The 24750-nt window shown below is 66.5% G+C and carries 15 protein-coding genes; 5 read left to right on the top strand and 10 right to left on the bottom strand.

Going from position 1 to position 24750, the window contains the following annotated elements; all coding sequences use genetic code 11:
* Positions 1 to 2: 2 nt before the first annotated feature.
* The 8 genes from tssH to LN047_RS23760 all read right to left on the bottom strand — a co-directional run bounded on the left by tssH (position 3) and on the right by LN047_RS23760 (position 9484).
* Complete coding sequence (tssH, locus tag LN047_RS23725; protein WP_373980375.1) at positions 3 to 2714, bottom strand: type VI secretion system ATPase TssH; 2712 nt, start codon at positions 2712 to 2714, stop codon at positions 3 to 5.
* Between the two features lie 21 nt (positions 2715 to 2735).
* The gene (gene tssG / locus LN047_RS23730) at positions 2736 to 3827 is read right to left on the bottom strand and encodes a type VI secretion system baseplate subunit TssG (RefSeq protein WP_174245419.1); all 1092 of its coding nucleotides are present in this window, start codon (positions 3825 to 3827) and stop codon (positions 2736 to 2738) included.
* Positions 3791 to 5629 carry a type VI secretion system baseplate subunit TssF gene (tssF, locus tag LN047_RS23735; RefSeq protein ID WP_152382522.1) on the bottom strand — a complete coding sequence of 613 codons (1839 nt, stop codon included), beginning with the start codon at positions 5627 to 5629 and terminating at the stop codon, positions 3791 to 3793. Before tssF ends, tssG begins: the two co-directional genes overlap by 37 nt.
* Before the next feature lie 51 nt (positions 5630 to 5680).
* On the bottom strand, positions 5681 to 6166 hold the full coding sequence (gene tssE / locus LN047_RS23740) for a type VI secretion system baseplate subunit TssE (RefSeq protein WP_056325732.1): 486 nt from the start codon (positions 6164 to 6166) through the stop codon (positions 5681 to 5683).
* Positions 6167 to 6248: 82 nt separating this feature from the next.
* Positions 6249 to 6752 carry an Hcp family type VI secretion system effector gene (locus LN047_RS23745; protein ID WP_006226591.1) on the bottom strand — a complete coding sequence of 168 codons (504 nt, stop codon included), beginning with the start codon at positions 6750 to 6752 and terminating at the stop codon, positions 6249 to 6251.
* Positions 6753 to 6797: 45 nt separating this feature from the next.
* The gene (gene tssC, locus LN047_RS23750) at positions 6798 to 8291 is read right to left on the bottom strand and encodes a type VI secretion system contractile sheath large subunit (RefSeq protein ID WP_056325730.1); all 1494 of its coding nucleotides are present in this window, start codon (positions 8289 to 8291) and stop codon (positions 6798 to 6800) included.
* Positions 8284 to 8799 carry a type VI secretion system contractile sheath small subunit gene (gene tssB / locus LN047_RS23755; protein ID WP_056325727.1) on the bottom strand — a complete coding sequence of 172 codons (516 nt, stop codon included), beginning with the start codon at positions 8797 to 8799 and terminating at the stop codon, positions 8284 to 8286. The genes tssC and tssB overlap by 8 nt, the downstream gene beginning before the upstream one ends.
* Before the next feature lie 70 nt (positions 8800 to 8869).
* Entirely contained in the window at positions 8870 to 9484 is a 615-nt protein-coding gene (locus LN047_RS23760) for a hypothetical protein (RefSeq protein WP_373980376.1), read from the bottom strand.
* Between the two features lie 254 nt (positions 9485 to 9738).
* Between LN047_RS23760 and tssJ the strand changes: the two genes are divergently transcribed.
* The 5 genes from tssJ (at position 9739) to LN047_RS23785 (ending at position 21553) form a co-directional block, all read left to right on the top strand.
* On the top strand, positions 9739 to 10356 hold the full coding sequence (gene tssJ / locus LN047_RS23765; protein ID WP_081100935.1) for a type VI secretion system lipoprotein TssJ: 618 nt from the start codon (positions 9739 to 9741) through the stop codon (positions 10354 to 10356).
* Between the two features lie 66 nt (positions 10357 to 10422).
* Entirely contained in the window at positions 10423 to 11769 is a 1347-nt protein-coding gene (gene tssK, locus LN047_RS23770; RefSeq protein ID WP_056325717.1) for a type VI secretion system baseplate subunit TssK, read from the top strand.
* A gap of 16 nt (positions 11770 to 11785) precedes the next feature.
* Positions 11786 to 12565, top strand: a complete 780-nt coding sequence (gene icmH, locus LN047_RS23775) for a type IVB secretion system protein IcmH/DotU (RefSeq protein ID WP_056325715.1) — start codon at positions 11786 to 11788, stop codon at positions 12563 to 12565.
* Positions 12566 to 12657: 92 nt separating this feature from the next.
* Entirely contained in the window at positions 12658 to 21006 is an 8349-nt protein-coding gene (gene tssI / locus LN047_RS23780; RefSeq protein ID WP_373980377.1) for a type VI secretion system tip protein TssI/VgrG, read from the top strand.
* Positions 21007 to 21049: 43 nt separating this feature from the next.
* Positions 21050 to 21553 carry a hypothetical protein gene (locus LN047_RS23785; protein WP_056325710.1) on the top strand — a complete coding sequence of 168 codons (504 nt, stop codon included), beginning with the start codon at positions 21050 to 21052 and terminating at the stop codon, positions 21551 to 21553.
* Between the two features lie 117 nt (positions 21554 to 21670).
* Here the strand turns inward: LN047_RS23785 and LN047_RS23790 are convergent, their stop codons facing one another.
* Both LN047_RS23790 and LN047_RS23795 read right to left on the bottom strand, forming a co-directional pair.
* Positions 21671 to 23977 carry a hypothetical protein gene (locus LN047_RS23790; protein WP_373980378.1) on the bottom strand — a complete coding sequence of 769 codons (2307 nt, stop codon included), beginning with the start codon at positions 23975 to 23977 and terminating at the stop codon, positions 21671 to 21673.
* Entirely contained in the window at positions 23967 to 24749 is a 783-nt protein-coding gene (locus LN047_RS23795; protein ID WP_373980379.1) for a hypothetical protein, read from the bottom strand. The genes LN047_RS23790 and LN047_RS23795 overlap by 11 nt, the downstream gene beginning before the upstream one ends.
* Position 24750 lies beyond the last annotated feature (1 nt).

Here is a 24750-nt window from a genome sequence, read left to right on the forward strand (position 1 = left end):
ATTCAGCTCATGCGGAAGCGGAATTCGCCGTTCTTGCCCGCACTGACGCGGATCTTGGCGATCGCCTCACCTTGCGCCATGCGGCTGAGGACCTGCCCGGCAATCTCGGGCAGCAGCGTTCCATTGAGGATGTGATCGACATTGCGCGCCCCCGTGTCCACTTCGGTGCAGCGGGCCAGCACCGCCTCGACCAGCGCCTCATCCCATTCGAACGCCGCGCGGTGCGTGGCCGCCACGCGGCGTGCGATGCGGCCCAGCTTCAGTTCGATGATGTGCGCCAGCGCGTCATCGTCCACGGGGAAATAAGGAATGGTCTTCATGCGGCCCAGGAAGGCCGGCTTGAAGGCCTTGTACAGCTGCGGCATCAACAGCTCGGACAAGGCGTCCGGCGTCGGGCGCTCCGCGGCCGGCTTGTTCAGGCATGCCTGCATGATGGCGCTCGAGCCGACGTTCGACGTCAGGATGATCAGCGTGTTGCGGAAGTCGATCTCGCGCCCCTCCGCGTCGTCCATCACACCCTTGTCAAAAACCTGGAAGAACAGCTCCAGCACATCGGGGTGGGCCTTTTCGATTTCATCCAGCAGCACCACGCTATAGGGCTGGCGGCGCACCGCCTCGGTCAGCACGCCGCCTTCGCCGTAGCCCACATAGCCCGGCGGCGAGCCCTTCAGGCCGGAAATGCTGTGGGCCTCCTGGTACTCGCTCATGTTGATCGTGACGAGCTTGCGCTCGCCGCCGTAAAGAATGTCGGCCAGCGCCAGCGCGGTCTCGGTCTTGCCCACGCCCGACGGACCCACGAACAGGAACACGCCCTTGGGCTTGTCCGGGTCTTCCAGCCCGGCGCGCGCCGTGCGAACGCGCTGCGCGATGGCCTCCAGCGCGTGGTCCTGCCCGATCACGCGTTCGGCCAGCAGCGGCTGCAATTGCAGCACCGTGCGAATCTCGTCGTTGACCATGCGGCCCAGCGGGATCCCGGTCCACGCCGAGATGATCTCGGCCACGATCTGCGCGTCCACGCAGGCCGGCACCAGGGGCTGTTCGCCTTGCAACGCCCGCAGCTCGTCCATCAAGCCCGCCAGACGCTGCTGCGCGGGGGTCAGCGGCACCGCTTGCGCGGCCTTGCGACGCGACGAGGACGGCGGCGGCGCCTTCTCCGCGGACGCCTCCGCGGCCGCTTCCTGCGGCGCGGCTTCCAGCTCCGCACGCAAGGCGTGTATCCGCGCCACCAGGTCCATTTCCGCCGCGTGGCGCGACTCGGCATCGGCCAAGGTCTGCGTAACCGCCGCGATTTCGTCGCGCAATTCGTCCAGGCGCGCGTGCGACGCACCCGTGGCGGCTTCGCGCTGCAACGCCGCCTGTTCGGCGCCAAGGCGCGTCAGGCGATGCCGCGCATCATCGATCAAGGCCGGCGTGGCGCTGCGGCCCAACGCCACGCGCGCGCATGCCGTATCCAGCACACTGACCGCCTTATCGGGCAGCTGGCGGCCGGTGATGTAGCGATGCGACAGCCTGGCCGCCGCGCTGATCGCTTCGTCCAGGATGCGCACACCGAAATGGCGCTCCATCAGCGGCGCCATGCCGCGCAACATCGATGCGGCCAGCGTCTCGTCCGGTTCCTCCACCTTGATCACCTGGAAGCGGCGCGCCAGCGCGGCGTCCTTCTCGAAGAACTTCTTGTATTCGCTCCAGGTGGTGGCGGCGATGGTGCGCAGTTCGCCGCGCGCCAGGGCCGGCTTGAGCAGGTTGGCCGCGTCGTTCTGCCCCGCCTGCCCGCCCGCGCCGATCATGGTGTGGGCTTCGTCGATGAACAGGATGATGGGCGAAGGACTTTTCTTGACCTCGTCGATGACGTTCTTCAAGCGGTTCTCGAACTCGCCCTTGACGCTGGCGCCCGCCTGCAGCAGACCCATGTCCAGCGTGCGCAGCGTCACCTCGGCCAGCGCGGGCGGCACGTCGCCCGACACAATCCGCAGCGCCAATCCCTCGACCACCGCCGTCTTGCCCACGCCCGCCTCGCCGGTCAGGATGGGGTTGTTCTGCCGCCGCCGCGTCAGGATGTCGATCATCTGGCGGATTTCGGCGTCCCGTCCGATCACCGGGTCGATCTTGCCCTCGCGGGCGCGTTCGGTCAGGTTCGTGGTGTATTGGTCCAAGGCCGGGGTGGCCGACAGCGCGGGCGCCGGCTGGCCAGCGTCGCCCTGCTGCCCCGCGCCATCGGCAAAACCCACAGCTTGCCCGGCCTCTTCCGAACCGGCCGTCAAGGCGGCAAAGTCATGCTTTAACGCGTCCAGCCGGAACGATTCGAACAGCGTCGAGCCGCGCCGCGCCAGTTGCGCCAGATCGGGCTCGGTCAGCAGGGCCAGCAACAGGTGGCCGGACCGGATGCGCGTCGTCTGGGTATCGAGCGACGCAATCAGCCACGCATGTTCAAACAGCTTGGGCAGATGCGGCGAAAACACCGGCGTGCGGGTGTTGCCGTTCTTGAAGCGGCCGATCTCCGCATTCAGGTCCGCCTCCAACGCGTCGGTCTTGATGTGGCAACGCTGCGCGATGACGCTCACGTCGCTGGCCGGCTTTTCCAGCAAGGCCAGAAACAGATGCTCCAGATCCACTTCGTAGTGGCCTTGCGCCATGCACAGGCTGGCGGCGCGTTCGGCGGCCTGGCGGCAGGTCTGGTTGAGCTTTCCGATCAAAGTCTTCAGCGGTGTGGCCATAAGTGTCTGAGGGTGATGGGGTCAATGAATGGTGTGCAGTTCGTAACTGGCGTCGTCGCGGTCTTGCCGGGCGGGCTCGGTGCACAGGAACGAATTCCAGCCCAGGCGCACCTCGGCGCCCGCGCCCAACTGGCTGGGGGTGACGCTCTCGCGCGCCAGCACCAGCCGCACCTCGTATTCGAACGTCATCCCGCCGAACATCGTCAGCAGTTTCTCCAGCGCCTGCGCGCGCTCGCCGCCCGGCAGGAAGTCGGTGAACGCCTGGCCCGACAAGGGGCCGATCCAGAGCCGGATGCGCAGGTCGCGCTGCCAGATGCGGTCTCCAGCAAGCGCCGACACGCCCAGCACGGCGCCAGGATGCCCAAGCTGCGTGCGGTTCTGCGGCGGGACGTCATACCAGCGGCCCACGAACTGTTCCACGCGCAGCGGCACGCCAAAGTAATCCTGCAGCACGCGCTGCAGGTACGGCGCCGACACCGGCCGCTGACGCGCCGCCGCCGCGTAGTGCGCGATCGATTCGTCATGGACGCGGCCCGCGCCGTTGTGCAGGCGGTCCCGCAGCGCCGGATGGCCGATGCCGCCCAAGGCCAGCAAGAGCGGCAGGTAATGATGGTCCGGTTCGGTTTCGTGCCGCAGCGGCATGCGGTATTTCTTCCACGCCGCGTAGAAGAGCGCCGCCGCCCGGTTCGAAAAGATGTCGAAGAACGCGCGGGCGCCGCGGTCGCGCCGCAGGCTTTCGCGGTTGGCCAGCATTTCCGAGTAATGCAGCGGCAATGCGCCCTGCCCGCCCAAGAGGCCAAAGAACGCGGGCGTCACGTCCACGCGGCCCAGCCGGCCTTCGGCCACGGCGGCCTGCCGCGCGGCCTCGTCCGCCAGCACTTCGCCGTTCTTGTCGTACGCCACCGCATCCACGATCTCGCTGGGCGGAAAGCCCAGGCCCGGCGCGTTGGGAAAGCGCAGGTGCACCGGCACCGGATGACGCGTCGCCCCGCGCTCCTGCCGCGCAAAGCATTGCTCCAGCAGGCGCACCGCCTGGAAAAACTTGAAGCGCTGCGGCTCGGCCAGCAGCGCGTCCATCACGCTAGGATGGCGTCGCCGTTGCAAGGGGGGCATCGTAGAAGTTCCTCCGCGCCGCGGCGCGACAACACAACCAACTGCACGAAACTGTTCGCGTGCACATACAGGCCGAAGAAGCGATTGATGACCGCCACGAACGTGTGCAGGCTGGTGCCCACGAAGTGGTCTTCATTGACGGTCAGCCGGATTTCGATGCCGCGCACGAAGGTGGCGAACGGTTCGCCCGGCATCCAGTGCGTGGCGGGCTTGTAGTCCAGTCCGACCAGCCCTTCGATCTGGCGCGCGGCCACCGCCGAGCCGGACAGGTCGTACAGGCGCAGCGTTTCCTTGAGCGCCGGCAGACCGCTTTGCACCAGGGACAGATGGTTCAGCGCCAGATGCGAAATCAGACGCCAATGCGCCGCTCGGCCCTGCTGGAACCGGTGCGAATGCGTCGGGCGGCGCAGCATGCGGATCGTGCGGGCCACCGAGCCGCCTTCCAGAAACAGATCGCCGCCCGCCTGCCCGACCGCAATCTGCGACGGCAAGTCCCGATTGGTGCAGGTCAGGTCCAGGCTCAGCGTTTCGGTCTGCGGCACCGACGGGTCGAAGTCGATATCGACGATCGAAATCTCCGTCTCGTAGCCCGGACTGCGCTGCGCCATCGACGCATCGCGCCGCATCGTCCAGTAGTGGCCCGCCTTGTCGGGCGATTCGCCATGGTGCAGCGAATAGAACGGCCTGAATTCCACGACCGCATCGCCCTGCGCGTTCTGACGCACCTGGCGCACGCGGTCGATCGAATAGACCTCGTAGCCATAGGCCCGCCGCGCGTCCGCCACCACCGGGTACGACGCCGACGCATGCGTGACGCGGATGGGATCGGCGCGCTGCGAGAACAGGTTGGACACCGGCGTGCAGCCGAGCCGCAGATTGTCGGCGGACGTCGATTCCAGCAGCCGCGCGGTATTGGAATCCGCGCGCAGGCCGCTGACCGGCAGGTGCAGCGTGAACTGGCGCACCGTGCCCAGATAGGGGCGCAGCGCGGCCAGGTCGATGTCCACGAAGTTGAATTTTTCCGAGAACACGAAGTACTCGGCCAGCAGGCGATACGCCGGGTGCGAACTGGCCGGAAAGTCGATCAGCGCGTCTTCTTCCGCCAGGCCCACCTGCCCGACCGGAATGGCGGGCAGACGATCCCAGCGTCCCGGTTGCAGCTCGACGTAGGCCGCGGCGGCGCGCAGGAACAGCGCGTCACGCAATGCCGCCACGAATGACGGTTCACCGTGCAGGTACACCCGAAGCCGGTCCACGCCCAGGGCCCCGAAATGCTGGTTCTCGCCCTGGCAGCCCAGGGTGACGGAAAAGCGTCCGGTCACGCCGGCCGGCAGCTTGGCCGTGGCGGGCGCGTTGGCGCTGGACTCAAAGCCGGCGCGCAGCACTTCAACGGGCGCCAGCGTGACGTCATAAGTGGTGCGAAAGCGGCACGACACGCCCCGGACCGGGTGCGACTTGAGTTCCGTGCCGCGCGCGATCCGGACCGGCGCGGTCAGTTGCGCGCCCGCGCCGCCAAGGTCGAACTGCGCGATGCTGCAAGAGGGAAATGGCCGCAGGTAATGCGGGTACATCACCTCGAACAACGCTTCGGTGAATTCCGGGTAGTCGTCGTCCAGCTTCTTGTTGATGCGGGCGCTCAACAAGGCGAACGACTCGATCATGCGTTCAACGTGCGGATCTTCGCAGGTCTCGCCCGACAGGCCGAGCCGCGCGGCGATCTTCGGGTAGCGTTCGGCGAAGTCGCGCGACGACGTGCGCAGAAAGCCCAGTTCGCGCTCGTAATAAGGCAGCAATTCTTCCATTGTTGTCTTTCCTTCCAGCGCGCCAATGCACCTGCGTTACGAATGGGGGCCTCAGACCGTGGCCGGGCTCTTGGCCCAGCCCTTGGTCACGGAGTACTGCAGCGTCGAGGGCTGCAACGTGGCGTCGAAGGTGACGGGCTCGTGGGCGGGTCCCACGTCCAGCATCGCCGTGATCGCGAAATACAGCACCGATGTCGCACGGCTGTCCACCTGGAGCATCACCCGCACGTGCGTCAGGCGAGGCTCGTGACGCGCGATCGCCTGCTCCAGCGACCGGCAGATGAATTCGCGGTCGTAGTGGCTGGCAAGACTCAATCCGGAAAAGTCCGACAGGCCGTACGTCAGCACCGACCGCTGGCAGTTGGGGAAGCGCCGCAGGTCTTCCTCGGTGAACACCATGCGGGTGTTCAGCAAGGCCTCGATGTCGCGCGCCACCGTTTCCTTCATCTCTTCGATCGACAGGCGGCGCAGCGCATAGGGCGATTGGCCCTCCGCCTCGAACAGCTTGTCGAACAGACTCGGTTCGAATCCTTTCATCGGGGCCTGATCAATCCGGAGACAGCAAAAAAATGGACAGCGGCCCGGCTCGGGCCGCGGTCTCTTGGCAACCTGGCAGCGATCAGACCGAGTAGGTCTTGTCGTTCTTGGTCAGGCTCCAGGCGCCCTGAGCGTTGCCGCCTTGGTTGCCGCCGACCTTCTGCTGCGTGTACTTCCACTGCACGGCGGCGTACTTCAGCGAGAACGACTCGTGCGGCAGGCCTTCGGCAACCACTTCCGGCGCCACGCGCGCAATGATCACGTACTTGAGCTTGATTTCCAGGTACTTGACCCGATTGCCCTCACCGTCCGCGCGCAGAAAATCGATGGTGACTTCATCGAACGTCGTGCCGCCGGAAGCGTGCTGATACAGCAGCGGGCTGACCACGTCCAGATCCTTGGTGAAGACCATTTCGCCGTGTTCGGTGCGCTCGGCGGTATGGCCGCCCGAGGTCGATGCGGTGGCCGAACGCGGCTGGATGATTTCATGGCGCCACGAGCTGACTTCGATCCAATCCGGGTGGTCCTTGTCTTGCGATTCGCCCTTGAGCGCCGGATTGCCGAACTTGACGTAGATGTCCTTCATTGTTGATAACCTCTTTCAATGGATGAGTGGTCAGTGCAATGACGATCAGGATTTCTGAGCCTGAGCCGGCAGTTCGGCAACCAGGCGCAACGAGATCGAGAGTTCGTCAAGCTGGAAATGCGGCCGCAAAAACGCCACGGCGCGGAAGACGCCCGGACGTCCCGGGACCTCGGCCACCTGCACCGAAGCTTCGCGCAGCGGAAACTGCGCTTTTTGTTCCTGCGTCGCGTTGTCGTCCAGCAGCACGTACTGCGACACCCAGCGATTCAGGAAACTCTCAACGGACTGCGCCGACGCGAAGCTGCCGATCTTGTCGCGCATCATCGCCTTCAGGTAATGCGCCACGCGCGACACCGAGAAGATGTACTGCAGCTGCGCCGACAACACCGCATTGGCGTTGGCGCTGTCCGTGTTGTATTTCTTGGCCTTCTGCACCGACTGTGCGCCGAAGAAGGCCGCGTAGTCCGAATTCTTGCAATGCACCAGCGGGATCAGGCCCTGATCGCTCAGTTCCTTTTCCCGGCGGTCCGTGATGGCGATTTCGGTCGGGCACTTGAGCGCGATTTCGCCGTCGTCCGTCTTGAACGTGTGCGTCGGCAGGTTCTCGACCAGACCGCCGCCTTCCACGCCGCGGATCGCGGCGCACCAGCCGAAGTCGGCAAACGCGGCCGTCAGGCGGGCGCCGAACGCCCACGCCGCGTTGCACCACAGGTACTTCGAGTGGTCGGTGCCGTCCACGTCCTCAACGAAGTTGAAGCCTTCGACCGTGGTGCCTTCCACCGGATCGTAGGGCAGGCGGCCCAGAAAGCGCGGCATGGTCAGGCCCACATAGCGGGAGTCTTCCGAATCGCGGAAGCTGCGCCACTTGGTGTATTCCACGGTGTCGAACACCTTGGCCAGGTCACGCGGGCGGCCCAGGTCGGCAAAGCTGTCCAGGCCCAGCAGTTCGGGCGAGGCCGAGGCGATGAAGGGCGCGTGCGAAGCCGCGGCCACGTGCGACATCTGCTCGATGAAGTACATGTCCTCGGGCTGGCGCGTGATCTCGAAGTTGCCCAGCAGCGCGCCGAACGGCGCGCCGCCGAACGTGCCGAATTCTTCTTCGTAGACCTTCTTGAACATCAGGCTCTGGTCGAAGTCGATGGCGGTCTGGAAGTCGCGAACCAGGTCACGCTTGGTGGTGTTCAACACCTTGATCTTCAGCATCGGGCTGGTGTCGGTCTCCTGGCACAGGTAGTGCAGGCCGCGCCAAGTGCTCTCCAGGTTCTGGAATTCCGGCGCGTGCATCACCTCGCTCAGTTGCGCGGAGATCAGGCGGTCCAGCTCGGCCACGCGCGCATCCAGCATTGCGGAAAGATTGTCGGACACCACCACGGTGCCCTTCATGACTTCACGCACCAGCTCGCCGATGATGTCTTTTGCGCGATCGTGCTCGGCGGTCGACTTGGCGACGCGGCTTTGCTCGACGATCTGGTCCAGTAGGCCGCCTTGCGCGTCGGCCGGGGCGGCAGCGGTGTTCTGTGCAGCGGCGGAATTACTCATTGCGGCCTCCCTTGTCGGTCTCGCTGGTCAACTGTTGCAGCTTCTCGGTGCTGGACAGCACTTCGCCCAGCAGGTCTTCCAGCTTGTCGTTGCCCGCCAGCTTGTTGCGCAGGTCCGCCAGCTTGGTGCGTATGTCGAGCAATTCGCGCAGCGGATCCACCTGCTGGACCACGGCTTCCGGGCGGAAATCCTCGATCGAACGGAACTTCAGGTCCACGCCGAACGTGCCGCCTTCCTCGGTCAGCGCATTCTTGACGCGGTACGCGGCGCGCGGCTCCAGCCCACGCATCACGTCGTCGAAGTTGTCGACGTCGATGTTGACGAACTTGCGGTCCTTCAGACGCGGCAGCTCGGCTTCGGATTGCGCCGAAAAGTCCCCCACCACGCCCACGACGAAGGGAAGCTCCTTCTGTTCGATGGCGTCGCCCTTCTCCACGTCATACGTGAGCTGAACGCGCGGCGGACGGACTTTCTGCAATCGTTTCTGAACGCTTTCTTTCTTGGCCATGGATGGCTCCGTGCAAAGGATCGTGGCGGTCGGTCAGGCGCGCCGGGCTAGCCGACGCTGCCTGGGCGAATCACTTGGTAAGCAGGTCGCCGAACGGGTTCGGCGCGCGGTTGGGCTGCTGGGCGGGCTGGGTTGCGGCGGGCGACGCATTGGAGGCGGCCCCCGGCGCGGCGCTGGGAGTGACCTTGGGTGCGGCAGGCGTCGATGCGGCGGGTGCCGCACCCGTCGGTGCAACGCCCGTCGGTGCGGCGGTAGAAGGCGACGCACTCGCCGGGGCGGGGTCGGCCTTGCGCGGCGGCTGACGCGGACGCGGCGGCGGGCGGCGGCCTTCCGGGAACAGCACATCCTGCCCCAGCGTCTCGCGCATTGCCGCGGCCAGGGCCACGGCGTCTGCGCGCGCATTGCCTGCCAGCAACGCATCGGCGCGCAGGTCCGCCAGCGACTGCATGGCCACACGCAGGCCGCCGACGGCGCGCACGCTCTTGGCCACGAAATCATCCGGGTCGCGGCTCAGCGCCTCGTCGGCCGCGACGATGGCTTGACCATACTTCTGTTCGTCGAAACGAATCTTCGCGATGTAGGACCACGGCAATCCCTTGGACGGATTGCGGACCGCAATCTCCTCGAATTGCGCGACGGCCTGGTCGGCGCTCTTTTGCTCAAGCGCCTTTTCCGCTTCGGCCATGGATTGTTTGTATTCGGATTCAGACTGCGGTTTTACCGACGCGCAGCCGGCCATAACGGCAACGACACCTGCGAGAACGACGAGGCGGGGAAAGCGCATTTTTAAGCACCTAGCGGGGTTGTAACTAGGGGCCGTATTTCAACAACCTTTTGTTAGCCCAGCGCTACAGCAAGTGTCTTCATGTTACGTGCGTCGAAATTGCGCCTAACGTGCTGCGATCTGTATTGCTTCACACACTTCCGGTATAAAGGGCCATGTCCAAACATATCCATTTATCACGCTTCTTCGCAGTCGCGGCTTGCTCGCTTGCAAGCACCGTCATTACTGGATGTGCGGCCGTATCAGCCATCGGCGCGGTGGCCGGCTTGACCGGAAATGCGATGGAGATGGCGGGCCTGAAAAAGCCCGAAAACGCGCCTGTCGAGGTGAATTTGACGATCCATGCCGGAGAAAATTTGAATGCCAGCAGCGGACAGTCGATGGCTGTAGTTACAAAAATATACTACCTGAAGAATCCTGAGCAATTCCAACGTGCGCCGCTCACGCAATTGATAGACACTGCTGCCGAGAAAGCAACGCTCGGGGAATCCGTGCTGGGAATACGTGAGCTGACGCTCACACCCGGCCAACGGTTCGAAGCCGTCGAAAAGGTCCCCAAGCAAGCCGATTACATCGCGATCGCCGGGTTGTTCTACGCGCCCGCGCCGATGCGTTGGAAGTATGTATTCAAGGTCGACGACGTGGAAGACAGTGGGATTGTGCTGGGCGCGCACGCGTGTGCGCTCACCGTCGCCACTGGCAAACCCACGTTGCCGGCGGGCCTGCCAGCCTACGACCCGGCACGCCTTTCCGGCGTGCAGTGTCCCGGTTGACGCGCATTGCGCGTAGGCCCGCCTTCTATATGAAGACATGGAAAGACAAGCAAAGGGAGCGCCAACTTGAGTCACTCAGCCAAAGTCCTTTGGGGCGAAGGGTTGTTTCTGCGGCCGCAACATTTTCAGCGGCAGGATGCCTATCACGAAGACCGGCTGGCCGAGATGGCCCGCGCCTTGCATCCCTATGCGTGGGGCCTGCGCGCCGCGCGCTTCGATGCATCGGCACTGGCCAACGGCATGTTGCGCGCCACAGAGATGAGCGCGGTGTTTCCGGACGGTGAACTCTACAACGCCCCCCACGGCGATGAACTGCCGCCGCCGGTTGCGCTGACCGCGCTGGATGGCGTCACCGAAGCGGTCTTTTACCTGGCCATCCATCCGCTCAAGGCGATTGGCGGCAATTACCGCGATGGCCAGTCGGCAGCCAGCTTCGACTCACGCTACACGCACAACAATGCGCCGGCCCCCGACCTGTACACGGGCGCCACCACGGCTGAGCTGGCCTTCCTGCGCAAAGACGTGCGCCTGATCTCGGAATTCGAACCGCGCGACGCGCTGCTGGCCATTCCGGTGGCGCGCGTGCGCCGCACCGCCAGCGCGGGCTATGAGCTGGACACCACCTTCGTTGCGCCGAGCCTGTCGTTGACGGCCTCTGGCGCCCTGCATGAACAGCTGCGCCGACTGCTGGACGCGCTGCAGGCCAAGGTGAATGCGCTGTACGGCTTTCACCGCGAACCCAGCAAGAACATCATCGAGTTCCGCTCGGGCGACGTCGCCTCGTTCTGGCTGCTGCACACGGCCAACGAGGCCTACGCCACGCTGTCGCATCTGTTTCACCATCCGCAGCTCCACCCGGAACGGCTGTTCCAGGAACTGGCGCGGCTGGCGGGCGCGCTGATGACGTTCTCCAAGCTGCATACGCTGGCCGACCTGCCCGTCTACCGGCATGACGCGCCCGGCCCGGCGTTCGCCCGCATGGACGAAATCCTGCGCGACCTGCTGGAAACGGTGATCTCCACACGCTACTTCTCCATCGTGCTGGAAGAGTTGCGGCCGTCGTTCCACATGGGCAGGCTGGATTCGGAAAAGCTCGACGAAACCACGTCGCTGTATCTGGCCGTGCAGGCCGCGATGCCTGCCTCGGAACTATCCGAGAGCGTGCCCATGCGCTTCAAGGTGGGCGCGCCGGAAGACGTGGACAAGCTGGTGCTGTCGGCCATGCCCGGCGTGCCGCTGGCCTACACACCGCAGGTGCCGCCGGCGGTGCCCGTCAAGCCCGGGGCGGTGTATTTCGCGCTCCAGGCGCGGGGTTCGCTCTATGACCGCATGCTGCAAGCGCGCAGCATCGCCATCTACGCGCCCGCCGGCATCCCTGAGCTCAAGCTGGATTTGATTGCAGTCACCCGCTGACAGGACACGTACTTCCATGACCGCAGACGCTCCCTCCCTGATGCCCGGCGCCACCCTGCCGCCCCGGGCCGCCGAGTTCCACGCCAGCCGGCCGGCCAGGTCCCTGCTGGACTTGCTGTATGACGGCTTCCTGATGCTGTTCCTGCTCAAGAGCGGACAAGAGCCCACCGACGCCGCGGCGTTCTCGGCGCGGGTGCAGCAGTTTCTGGCGGACTACGAACGCGCCGCCAAGAAAATGGATATTCCCGCGGAAGACGTGTATGCCACGAAGTATGCATTCTGCGCCGCGGTGGACGAGACCGTGCTGAATTCGCAGTTCGCCATTCGCGATGCGTGGATGCTGCAACCCCTGCAGCTCACCTTGTTCGGCGAACAGCTGGCCGGCGAGAATTTCTTTGCCCGGCTGGAAGACCTGCGCGCGCAAGGCGCGCCGCGCCTGCAATCGCTTGAGATCTATTACATGTGCCTGTTGCTCGGCTTTCAGGGCAAGTACCTGATCGAGGGCCAGGAAAAACTCGGCTATCTGACTGCGCGGCTGGGCGACGAGATCGCGCTGCTGCGCGGCAAGCGCACCGGCTTCGCGCCGCACTGGCCGCTGCCCGACAAGGTGGCGCACACGCTGAAACGCGACGTGCCGCTGTGGTCGATCATGGCTGTCTTTGCGCTGCTCGGCCTGCTGGCGTTTCTGGGGATGCGCCACTTCCTGAACACCGAGATGCAGACGGCGATGGCGCCGTACCACGACATCGTCAAGCTGGGTCCGCGCGCCGCGCACCTGACGATTTCGCTGCCATAGCGTCCGGGCCGGCTACCGGCCCCGCTTTCACCCGCCCCCTCCCGACGCGTGCCCCGCGCCCCGGCTCTGCCGACCGACATTCGCCACGTCCTATGAACGCCTTGCCTTCGAACGCCCCGGCCTACTCGTCATTGAACATCGCCACGCTGTCGCAGCAGGCGCGCCTGCTGCGCCTGGACACCCCGCTGAACGCCGAACTCGTGGTCGAACACCTGAACCTGCGCGAAGGCGTGTCGCGCCTGTTCTCGCTGACGCTGGACTGCCTGGCGGCCAGCGCCGAAGTGGACGTGAGCGCGTTGCTGGGCAAGGAGATCAGCGTCAGCCTGCTGCAGGCCGATGGCGCGATGCGGCGGTGGCACGCGGTGGTGGAAGGGGTGGACGCGCTGGGCGCCGACGGCGGACTGGCACGTTTCCGCCTGCATGCCGCGCCGTGGATGGCCGCGCTGGCGTTGCGGCGCGACAGCTTCATCTACCAGGACCTGTCGGTGCAGGACATCGTCAGCGAGGTGTTTTCGGATTATCCCCAGGCCGCGTTCGCCTTTGAATTGAGCCAGGCGCTGGAGCCGCTTGCCGTCTGCACGCAGTATCGAGAGTCGGACCTGGCGTTCGTCGAACGCATCCTGGCCGAGGCGGGGCTGAGCTATCGCTTCGAACATCAACAGGACGACGGCCAGTCCACCAGCGGCGGCGCGCGCCACCGCGTGGTGATCTTCGACGCCGACGCCGCGCGCCCGCAGGACCCGGCCTCGCCCTTGCGCTTTCACCGTAGCGACGCGACCGAAACAAGCGACAGCATCACCCGGTTTGCCGCCCGGCAGGCCGTGCGGCCCAACCGCGTGGCGCGCGCCGCCTGGAACGAGCGCACGCTGAACGCGCACGCCGCGCAGAGCCAGTCGCAGGTGCAGGTGGAATCGCTGCCCGTCCTTGAAGACTACGACTACGACGGTCATGGCCGCTATGGCGATGACGACGCGGCCGAGCAGAGCGCCGCGCGGGCGCTGCGCGCCCATGAATCCGAAGTGGTGCGCTTTGAGGGCGCGGGCACCGCCCGCTCGCTGGCGGCAGGGCACGTGTTCGCGCTGAGCCAGCACGCACGCTACGCCGAAGGCGGCGGCGGACAGGCCGCCGACGAACTGGGCGGCAACCGTTACGTGGTGCTGGACGTGACGCACGAAGCCACGAACAACCTGGGCAGCCAGGCCGCGCAGGTGTTGAACACCCCGGACATGGAGCGCGGCACATATCGCAATGTCTTCGCCGCGCAGCCCGACGCGGCCGCGTTGATGCCCGCGTGGCGCGCGCGCCCCACGGCGCCGGAAAGCCTGGCTGCCGTGGTTGTCAGCGCGGCCGATGCGCCCATCACCGCCGACCGCGACCTGCGCGTCAAGGTGCAGTTTCCGTGGCAGCGCGGCGAAAAGCCGCTGCCGGGCGGCCTGCCGCATCGCACGCATGGCGATGCCAGCGGCAATGCGCCCGGCGATGACCGCTCGGGCACGTGGCTGCGCGTGGCCAGTGCGCAGGCGGGCCCGAACTGGGGCGCGCATCACCTGCCGCGCGCCGGCACCGAGGTCATCGTTGAATTCATCGACGGCGATATCAACCAGCCCGTTGTCGCGGGGCAGCTCTACAACGATGCGGATCTGCCGCCCTGGTCCGCCGGCGAAGACGGCGACGCCAATCACGCCGGCGTGTTGAGCGGGTGGCACAGCCAGGGCCTGGATGGCGCGGGCCGCAACCAATGGCTGTTCGACGACACCAAGGGCAAGCTGCGCACGCGCCTGGCCAGCTCCACCGCGGTCACGCAACTGGGCCTGGGCTATCTGGTGGAACAGGATCTGGACGACGCCAGCCGCGGCCAATGGCGCGGCACCGGCTTTGAACTGCGCTCGGATGCGTGGACGGTCGTGCGTTCCGGTCAGGGCATGCTGTTGTCGGCCACCGCGCGGGAACAAGGCAAGTCGACGCAAGCCGATGCAGAGGAGGCCTTGCTGCTGCTGCGCGGCGCGCAGGACGCTTCGCGCCGGTTGAACGACAGCGCGGGCCAGCACAAGGCGCGCCCGCTGGCGGCGTCCGAAGGCTACGACGACCTGCTCAAGGCGCTGGACCCCAAGCTGGAAGGCCGCTACGCCGCCCAGGTGAACGGGCAGGCCGCAGGCAAGGCCGCCGACGGGAAACGCACCGGCGAGGCCGCCGTCGAGCGCATCAACGGCCCGCATCTGTTGATCGATTCGCCGAACTCGCTGAACCTGGCCACGCCGGCCAGCGCCGTGTTGCACGCGGGAGAACACCTGCACGCCACGGCGCAGTCCGATGCGCATGTGGCCGCCACGCAAACCTATGCGGCGGTGTCGGCGCGGTCGGCCAGCGTGTTCGCGCAGCAAGGGGCGATACGCGCGGTGTCGGCGCACGCGCCCGTGTCGCTGCACGCCCACACCGACATTCTGGAAGCCCTGGCGGGGCAGGACATCACCGTCACGTCATCGGCCGAAGGCATCGAGATCCTGGGCCAGCAGCGCGTCACCTTGCAGGCAGCGGGCGGCAGCGTCATCCTCGACGGCGCCGATATCGTCTTCAAGGGACCGGGGCTGTTTTCGGTCAAGGGCGCCACGCACAACTTCGTCGGCCCCGGCAGCGATGCCGCCGCGCTGCCGGCGCTGCCCAGCACCACGGTCGACGACCCGCTGATCGTCAGCGCAGAGCTTATCCACAAGGACGGCGCCCTGGCCTCGGCCGCCAAAAAGGCCAGCACCAGCCTGATGGCCGGTTTTGGCGGCGCGGCGGGTGCGGGCGGGGGCCTGGGCGGATTGGGCGACCTTGCGCCCAGCGGCTTGGGCGACCTGGGCAAGACGGCCGCCGGCGCGGCGGCCAAGCTCTCGCAATTTGCCGGCCAGGCAAACACATTGGCCGGGCTGGCGAAAAATCCCATGGGCGCGTTGTCGCAGGCGCCGGGCTTGCTCGGCGGCATGGGTTCGACGCCCTCCGCCGTGGGAGGCTTGCTGAACACGGCCAAGAACACGATGGGCATGGTGTCGCAGGCGCAAGCCATGATCGCCAACCCGATGTCCGCGCTGCCCGCCGCCTCCGGCATGCTGGCGTCCGTCGCGCCCGGCGCGGGCGGCATGATCGACGGCGCGACAGCAGCCGTTGGCACGGTCTCCAAGGCGGCTGAATGGGTCAAGGACCCCACCGCCGCCCTGCCCGCCGCAACCGACATGCTGGCCTCGGCCGCGCCCGAAGGCGCGTCCAAGATGATCACGAGCGCCGCGTCGATCGCGGGACTGGGCAAGGGTGCAGAGGTAGGTTCGGGCGCGGGGCTTGGCGCCGACGGCGGACTGACGGGCGCGGCCGCGACGCCGTCCTTCGCGCCGACGGGGACCGGTGCTGCGCAATCGGCGGCTGCAGGATCGGCGCCAGCGTCGGCATCAAGCCCGATGACTGCGGCGAGTGCGTCGCCAGCCGCCGACCCGGCAGGCGCAGGTGCACCGGCTACGGCAGGGACATCGGCAACGGCAGGTGCGTCGGCTACTGCAGGTGCATCGGGAACGGCAGGTGCATCGGGAACGGCAGGCGCATCGACGCAGGCCACGGCTTCCGCGACCACGGCAACAACGCCATCCGCGGCCCCCGCCGCCACAGCGACCGCGGCATCGCCCGCAGGCGCCATGGCTGACAACGGTGCGCATCCGACCAGCGGCACCCTGCGAGCGCCGTCCACATCCGACGCCGCAACACAAACGCCCACGCTTGCCACGGCAGCGGCCGGCAGCAGCGCCGCGTCTGCAATTCCTTCCCAAGCAAGCACCAGCGCCGCGTCTGCAATTCCTTCCCAAGCAAGCACCAGCGCCGGCGTGGGAACTAGCTCTGGCGCGGGCGCGGGCATCGCTTCAGTCGCTGGTGCGGGTGTCGCATCGGGCGCAACCCTGGCAGGCACAAGCATCGCGTCCAATGCGTCGCTCGCCAGTGCGGACACCGGCGTCGCCTCCGGCATGTTCCTGGCAGATGCGAACCCGGGCATTGCATCCGGCACGTCCTTCACAAGCGCGGACGCAGGTATTGCCTCCGGCACGTCCCTTGCAAACGCGGACGCCGGCATTGCCTCCGCCACTTCCCTCGCAAGCGCGGACGCCGGTATAACCCCCGCCGCGTCCCTTGCAAACACAGACGCCGGTGTTGCCTCCGCCGTGACCTCCGCAAGCGCGGACGACCTTCTGGCATCCGGCGCTGCGGACGCTGGCGTTGCGTCTGCCATCGCCACCTCAAGCTCCGGCACGGCCGTCCCGTCCATCGCGTCGGCTGCTGGCGGCGCCGCCGCTTTTGCTGCAGGCGCAACGGGAGTCGGCATCCCGGCCACGGGCGCGCTGGCTGCCTCGTTGGCGGGCCGCAGCAGTTCGGCGTCCGCAGCGATGCCCATCGCGACCCAATCGGGATCGGGGTCGGGGTCGGAGTCGGTGTCGGGATCGGGATCGGGATCGGCGTTTGACTCGCAAGCGTCCAAGGCAGGCGGGCCCGCTTTCGGCTCGTCCTCATCAGACACGTCCACGTCCGCTACGCAATCCGACGCTGCCGCCCGCTCGCATCTCTCCCCCATCGCGGGCACGGAAGCGACCGGCCGCATCGAGGCGGACGCCAGGACGGCGCCGGGCTCGACCCACGACGCGGCGCCGTCCGCGTCCATGGCCGCGCAGGGCCACGCCCGTCAGGCTGAGGGATCGGGAGCCGCCATCGGCCTGCTCGCCGCCGCCGCCGGAACCGTGGCCGCGACGACGTCCCGTCGTACGCACGCCCCGGAAGGCGAAGACGCCACGCATCGCGCGCAGGTCGACCCGACACGTATCGGCGCCGCCGCCGCGGGACTGGCGCCCGCGTTCACGCAAGGATCGACAACCCAGCATCTGGGCGCGTCGCCTGACGCGCATCCCTCGACCGGCCCAGCCCCGCATCACGATCACACGGCGGAACGGGACGAGCAGACCACCCAAGCGGAACAGACCGCTCGGGACGCGCGCGACTGGCTTGCGCGCGGCACGTCCGCCCACCGCGAAGGCGGCGGCGACACAGCGTCCGGCGTACACGCAAGCCAGCGTGCCGATGCCCCCGTGGCCGCCGGCGCGCCCGCTGCGCGCGGGCCGATGAACGCCTCCGCTCATGACGCGGCTGCCGCCGCGCAGCAGGACGACGCGACCAAGGAGCGCAGCCCGGCTACGAATGCCGCGCTGCTCGCGTCCATTGCGGCGGGCGCAGGTAGTCTGTTGAGCGCCACCTCTGCCGCGGCCAGCAGCGTCACGCAAGCGGCGTCCGGCTCGACCGCCGCGCCGGGCAGTCTGCCCGATGCATTGGCGTTGCCGACTGGCGCGCCCTCCGTTGCGGCGCCGAGCGTGCCGGTCGCGTCTGACGCGGCGATAAGCGGGTTGCCGGTCTCCTCCGGCGCCACGGCCCCGGGCGCTGCCCTGGCCGGCACGCCGTCGCTGCCCGAATCGGCCGGTGTTTTCACCACGCCGCCCTTGCCTGGCGCGGCGCCGCAAACGCCCGGCTTCGTGCCTGCGCCCGGCGAGAGCCTGCCGCGGGGAACCGGGTTGCCCGGTACGACCGGGGACGATACTTTCGGGCTTCCGAACATCGAAGCCTCTCCCAGCCCGTCCGTCGCCGTCGGCGCGGCGGGCGCGGGAGCGGCGGTTGACGCGGCCGCGACAAGCGGCGCCGCGACCTCGACCCTTCCCGCAGCCACGGGCGGCATCGCCAGCGCGGGTCCGCTCGCAGGAACAGGCGCGGTTGCAGGTTCCGCGGGCGCTTCTCCCCGTTTGGCAACTGCCGACGTCAGCGAAGGCACGGCGGCACGCGCCGGAATAGAGACAGGCTCAGCAGATGCAGGTGTTGGCGCAGGTGCTGTTGCTGGTGCAGCAGGTACGGGTGCCGGTGCAGGTTCTGGCACAGGTGCTGGAGCTGGTGCTGGTACAGCAGGTGCGGGCGTAGGCGCAGCAGATGCAGGCGCAGGGGCAATCCCCGGCGCCGACGCGACCGCAAGTTCACCGAACGCCTCGGCGGCCTCCGCTCCCTTGGGCGCGAATGGTGCGGCCGCGCCGGTCGGTTCCGCAGCGGCCAATGGCAGCGCACCGGCAACCGTCACCACGCAAACTACCGGCGCGCCCTCCCCGGCGGACGTCTCTTCGACGCAACCCGCCGAGACCACCGCCCCCATCGCTGGCGGCGGCGCCAGCCCAACGCCTCCCCTTGCCGCCGGCAACACCACCGGCGCAACGCCGCCCCTGGCCAGCGCCAGCACCGGCGCCGGTGCCACCAGCCCAACGCCTCCCCTCGCAACGGCTGGCGCCGCAAGCGCCACGCCGCCCTTTGCGCCGGCCGGAACCACAGCCCCTGCCGCCCCGCCGGACACCGTGCTCGGCGCCGAAACCGCCCGCGCGGCGGGCATGGCCGACAGCACACCGGCAACCCGCGCGACGGACCTGTCAGCCGCAGGCGGTGCAGCCGGTGCAGCCGGCGCTGCCGCGGGCGGAGGTGGCGGCGCCGGGGCGTCCGGCATTGCCGCCGTGGCTGGCGGAGGCACCTTGGCGGCCATCGCGCAGCAGGCCAGCACCGCCTCTACCGTGCTATCTAGCGCCAGCACGCTCGCCAGCGGCGGCGTCAGCGCCAACGTCGGCGCGGCCATCGTGCCCGTCATGACGCAAGCGCTGAACGCGGCGGGTGACCGCGCCGCCGCGCTGAGTTCAGCCGTGGACACGCTGTTCTCGCTGCCCGACGTGAAGCAGGCCAACATTCCCGCCGTGGCCGGCGCCATTCTCAGCATGCCGGGCTTGTCGTCCTCGTCGGTGCCGGGCGTCATTGGCGCCATCCTGCAATCGCCCACGCTCGCCACCGAAACGCTGCCCAAGGTGGCCGAGGTGTTGATGAAGATCCCGGGCGTGGCGGATTCGCCGCTGCCGCAGATCGCGCGGGACGTGCTGGACACGATCGGACTGGGCCCGGTCGCCCGCACGCAGGGCACCAATCTGCCTGGCGGCCTGCCCGGCCCGTCCGGCTCCGGACGTGTGGTGCCCAGCGTCTCCACGTATCGCGGCCGCCAGGATGGCGCGCGCCTGCAATACGTCAACCTGGAACGCGCGGACGAACGCTGGAACGACGGCAACGCGTTGACCACCACCGAGCGGCAGACCCGCCGCCCGCGGATCCACGTGGAGTTCAACCGTCCGGGCGCGCACCGCTTCACCATCACCGTCAAGGCCGACGCCGGCAACATCGCCTACTCCAGCCGCGAGCGCGGCCGCCGCGCCAGCTACCAGGAGCCGCACGCCAACCCGCGCAGCTACGTCACGGACGCCGACGGCACCCGCATCGTCGATGACATCGACCTGCCCGCCGCCGGCCGCAACGTCTACCTGTTCGAGGTGCGCGACGAACGCGGCCAGCTCATCAAGACGGAGCGCGTCGAGACCGCGCGCCGCCTGTATATCCAGGAAGTGATGTGCATGAGCGCCCGCCCGGCGAACCATCTGGCCGACGTGACGCCGGTCACCGCGGAATTCGCGCTGCACGGCATCGACATGATCCAGCTGCCGCGCCTGCAATTCCGCGGCCGCTCGGCGGTGGATGCGGCGGACAACGTCGACGCGCAGCAGGCCATCATGGACGCCGTGCGCCGCGTGTACGCCACCTCGCCCGGCAAGCAGCGCGAGCCTTACACGCTAGTGGTGTGCCACGTCGACCGGCTGGCCGCGCCCGGCACCAGCGGCGACATGCGCCTGCCCGTGCCGGCCGGCCCGGGCGGACGCGTGATGACAGTGCCCATCGTCAACGACGACCGCACCCTTGCCAGCCTCTGGTACGAGTTCGACGACAGCGACGACTGGCTCGTCCACGCCCGGTACCTCTACACCGACGCGTCGGGCGCGGAACGTTCGATTCCCATTCCGCGCCATTTGATGACGCCGCTGCGCGAAAGCTCCGGCGCCGTCTTCTCCGTGAAGGTCGACCTGACCCAGATTTCGTCCACGCCCCTGAACGGCGTGCTGAACATCCAGTTCAACACGGTCGCCGCGAGCTATGCTGGCCTGGCCATCACCGGCACCAACCTGCTGTTCGTGTCCACGCTGGATCCCTACGTCCCTAACTCGCAGGCGTACCTGACGGAAACGCTGGCCCACGAAATGGGCCACCTGCTCGGCATGGTGCCCAGCGGCCCCGATTGGCCCGGCCTGCGCAACGAAGACTCCTCGGCCGACGATTCCAAGCTGGATCCGCCGCAGTACTTCTACTACAACATGGGAGGACACTGCTACTTTGGCCTGCCCAACCGGAACGGCCAGTACAGCGATGAGATCGGGCAGTGCGTGATGTACGGCATCACCTGCGCCAACATCCACTTCTGCCCGAGTTGCAGCAAGGCCGTGCGCAAGGTGGACTGCTCGGAAGGCTGGACTTCATTCTGACGACGCGCCCCGGATCACCTTCGCCCTCTGAAACGACATCGACATGCCCATCATGACTACCGACTGGATCGAGCCCGCCTCCTTTGCCTCGGTGCCCACGCACTCGCAGCAGGAACACGCCTGCATGCCGCCGCTGCAAGGCTACGACGCGCAGATGCGCATCGCCGCGCCCTCGCGCGTAAGGATCCGCGACGGCAGCACCCTGACGATTCCGGTCTGCGCACGCGGCATCCTGCCCGTCATCGACAATCCGCAACTGCCGCGCTTCGTGGCGAAGGATACGCGCACCGGCAAGGTCTACCGCGGCGTCGCGTTCAACTACGTGCGTCCCAAGCTGCCCAATGTCTCGGTGGACCCTCGGGAAGGCGGCCCCCGCCCCCCGAAGATCGCCCTGCCGCCGGGCATGACCGTGGAAACGCGCTTCACCACCGACATGGCAGGCGTGCTGCACCTGCCGGCCACGCCGGCCACGTATGAGGTCTACATCGAGGCCGAGGACGTGAAGTCGAACACGGTGACCATCGAGGTCGAAGAAGGCCAGAAGTAAAACCCGGCCAGGGAAAGCGCCGGCCAGCAGAAGTTCCGGCTGCCAAACGAACGGACCGGTCAAATGAAGACGGCCCTGCTATGCAGGGCCGTCTTTCCATCAACAACAAGCCGCCGATCAGGGCCGCGCGGGCGTCATCTGCCGGATGTTCTGCTCGTTGCGCGCAGCCATCGCCTCCACCTTCTCAGCGTTGCGCATATCCTTGGCGCGCTGTTCCATCTCGGCCTTCGCGTCGGTCTTGGCGAACACATCCTTGTCGCGCACGCGGAAATACATGCGGGTGCTGGCCAGCAGATGGTCTGGCCAGCTGCTCAGCATCGCGTCGTGCACCAGCCAGTCGAACAGCGTCATCACCTTGGGCGGCAATTGCGTCTTGCCGTCGCGCGCATCGCGCCAGGCGGTCAGCAGACGCCGCTGCATGGCGCGATCGGCTTTCATGTCGGCGAAGGGGTCCGGCAGCTTCTGAACGTAATCGGGGTCGCCCGGCTTTCTGCCAAGGCGCATGTTTTCCATGGCGACCGCCTCCTGCTCCCATCTTTCCATGGTCCGCAGCTGCTCGGGTTGGTTGCGTTCCATGTCCTGACGCCGCTGCTCCGTCGCCGCATCCTGGCGCTCGGCTTCTTCCAGGCCCTTGTACTCTTCTTCCAGGCGCTCCCACAGCGGCAGGAAGCGCTGCGGCGGCGCTTCGCCACGGCTGGCATTGGCACGCTCGCGGCGCTCATTGGCCAGGGCCTCCAGTTCGCGCGCGCGCGCCGTGGTCTCGGGCTTGGCAAGCTCCTCCCGCGAAAGCATGCTCAATCGCCTGCGCTCTTCTGCGAGTTCCTGCTCCGGGGTGAAGAAGTCCCGGTCCTTGATCCACGCCTCTGCGGGATCCGACATCCCGGCGCGAAACACGGGGTCCTGATAACGCACCGCCAGCCACCGCAGGAAAACTTCCATGTGCGGCGCGAAATCGCAGCCGGGTTCGTATTTGACGATCTCGCGGTAGGCATCGACCAGTTCCTGGACGTGATAGGTCTGTCCTTCGTCTTCGATCGAGCCGGCCAGGCTCAGCATCCGGTACAGCACCTGATCCCGGGACGCAATGCTCTCCATGCTATACATCGCAGCGCCGTGCGCGAGCGCCAGGTTCATCATCTCGCGCAATGGAACCCGGGATAGCGAAGCGCGAGTGCCCAGCGATCCCATTGGGGCCACGCCGGTCACGTCACCGCTCGAGCCCGGATAGAGATACTGCAGGCCACGCGTCTTTTCCAGGGAGTCCAGCCGCTGATTGCGGCGCAATTCATGCGCCGCGGCGAAATGCACGGCCTTCTCCACGGCTGCGGGTATGGTCAGCGTGCGGTCCTTGTGCGTCTGTTTAATCAGGTCCGTGAAGGGAATTAACTCAAGGAACCAGTTTTCTTCCATGATGGAAGCGACACTGTCAAACAGTCCCAGGAATCGAATGACAATCTTCGCGTCCGGGGCACCGTCTTTTCCGATGATGGCCAGGTCGGTGTCGTGGCGGCGCTTGTACTTCTTGACGATATCGTTGACGAATTGCTTGGCGATGACCCCGCCACGATCCGCGCCAAAAACGCAGATCTCGATACGCACGACCTTTTCCGTACCCGCGTTTGCCTTCTGATAGGCTTCCTCGAACTGACGCCTGGCCGCGTCCAGGCGCGTGTCAACACCGGTTCCCATCAATTCGGCGACGGCGGCATTGTCCCGCACGACCGGCACGCCCTCCAGCAATGTAGCTTTGGCAGCGTTCTTTCCCGCAGTCCAGGCAACCTTCAGCGGATTCTTCTTGAAATCCGACCAGAAGCCGCGCAAGGTGGCTTGTGCGCGATTGCGGATTCGCTCGGGATCCAGCGCATTCCAGATTCTTACCGTCTTCTCGGGAAGCGACTGGACGTCTTTCACGACGTCCTTGTATGCCTTCACCATGGGGTGGAAGGACCCATCCTTGATGGATTGCTGGACAGCCTTCTTTGCGCGCCCTGTGGCATCCACATCCGGAATTTCATCAAGACGCGTGATGTTCTTTGCCGCGTCCTGCGCGCTGGAGATCGCCTTGTCGGCCACTTTTCCTCCAGCAATCGTCAGCGCGCGGACAACGACGTCAGCCTTTGCGCTCTCGTTCAGCTCGACGCCAAGGCCCGAGTAGTAGAACGGAAACCAGTGCTGCTTGTTCGGCCTGTTTTCGTCGTCTTCGCTGAAGTGGGCCATCCACAGCCTGCTCACATTCGACAGGAACGTCGGATTCTCCTTATCGATATCCTTGTTCCGCCCGAAGCCATCGAAAAAGAAGCCCATCCGCAAAGTGATACCGCACTCGGTGCAGGAATCCTTGGGATAGGCGGCCTCATTGGCCGCCATGGCCTTCAAGACTGAAGCGGGCGTTCTGTCGACTTCAGGAATTTGATCACTGGACATTCTTCTCTCCAGGAGGCGTGCCGGACGCCTTGATCTGTGCAATCTTTTCGCTCGGCAGGGCAAACACGGCACGGCCAAAATCACCCGGCTTGCGATTCGGATCTTTCAAGAGTTTCGCGATCTCGGCCTGCTTGTCAAAATCCGAGGCCACGACAAAGTAGAGATACATGTAGCCGCGCATGTCCTCGGCCTCTTCAATGCGATACCGCGTCCAGGCCTGCCGGGTGACTTTTGCGAGAACATGCTTCAACTGGGTCGCGTTTTCGTAGCCGGTCAACTCGGAGCCGTACTTCCCGTACAGCCATCGAGTGGTTTCCACGATTGGAATTCTGACTTGACCGGTCAGATTGCGACTCAGCGCCAGCTCCATATGCTCGTCAGGATAGATATGCAATTCCAGATAAAGCGTGCCATCTCCGTCGGGCGCCTTGGTGGCGGGAAAATGCACCTTTGTTTCCTTCCTGAACAACAGATCGTCGAACTTGTTGTCGAACAGATGTTTGCGAAGCAACTCGGGGTCCCCCCCGCTCCACTTCACCGTAAAGTCAGTCCCCTTGAATGTGTAGCAGCAGGAAACCCGTCCCTCGCCTCCGCCCGGCACCAACGTACTTGAACTGACCACGTTGCCCGATGCGTCACTCAGCCTAACCGGCTCCAGATTCCAGGGCGTGTAGTTGTACGCGATGAAGCTGACACCCTGGTACGTGGGTTCGCCATTGCACCCCGCCAACAGGCCCAGCCACAGCAGTACCCCGATCAAGCCCTTACGCATT

The organism is Achromobacter sp. JD417, from assembly GCF_041879325.1.
GTDB classification, from domain to species: domain Bacteria; phylum Pseudomonadota; class Gammaproteobacteria; order Burkholderiales; family Burkholderiaceae_B; genus Achromobacter; species Achromobacter mucicolens.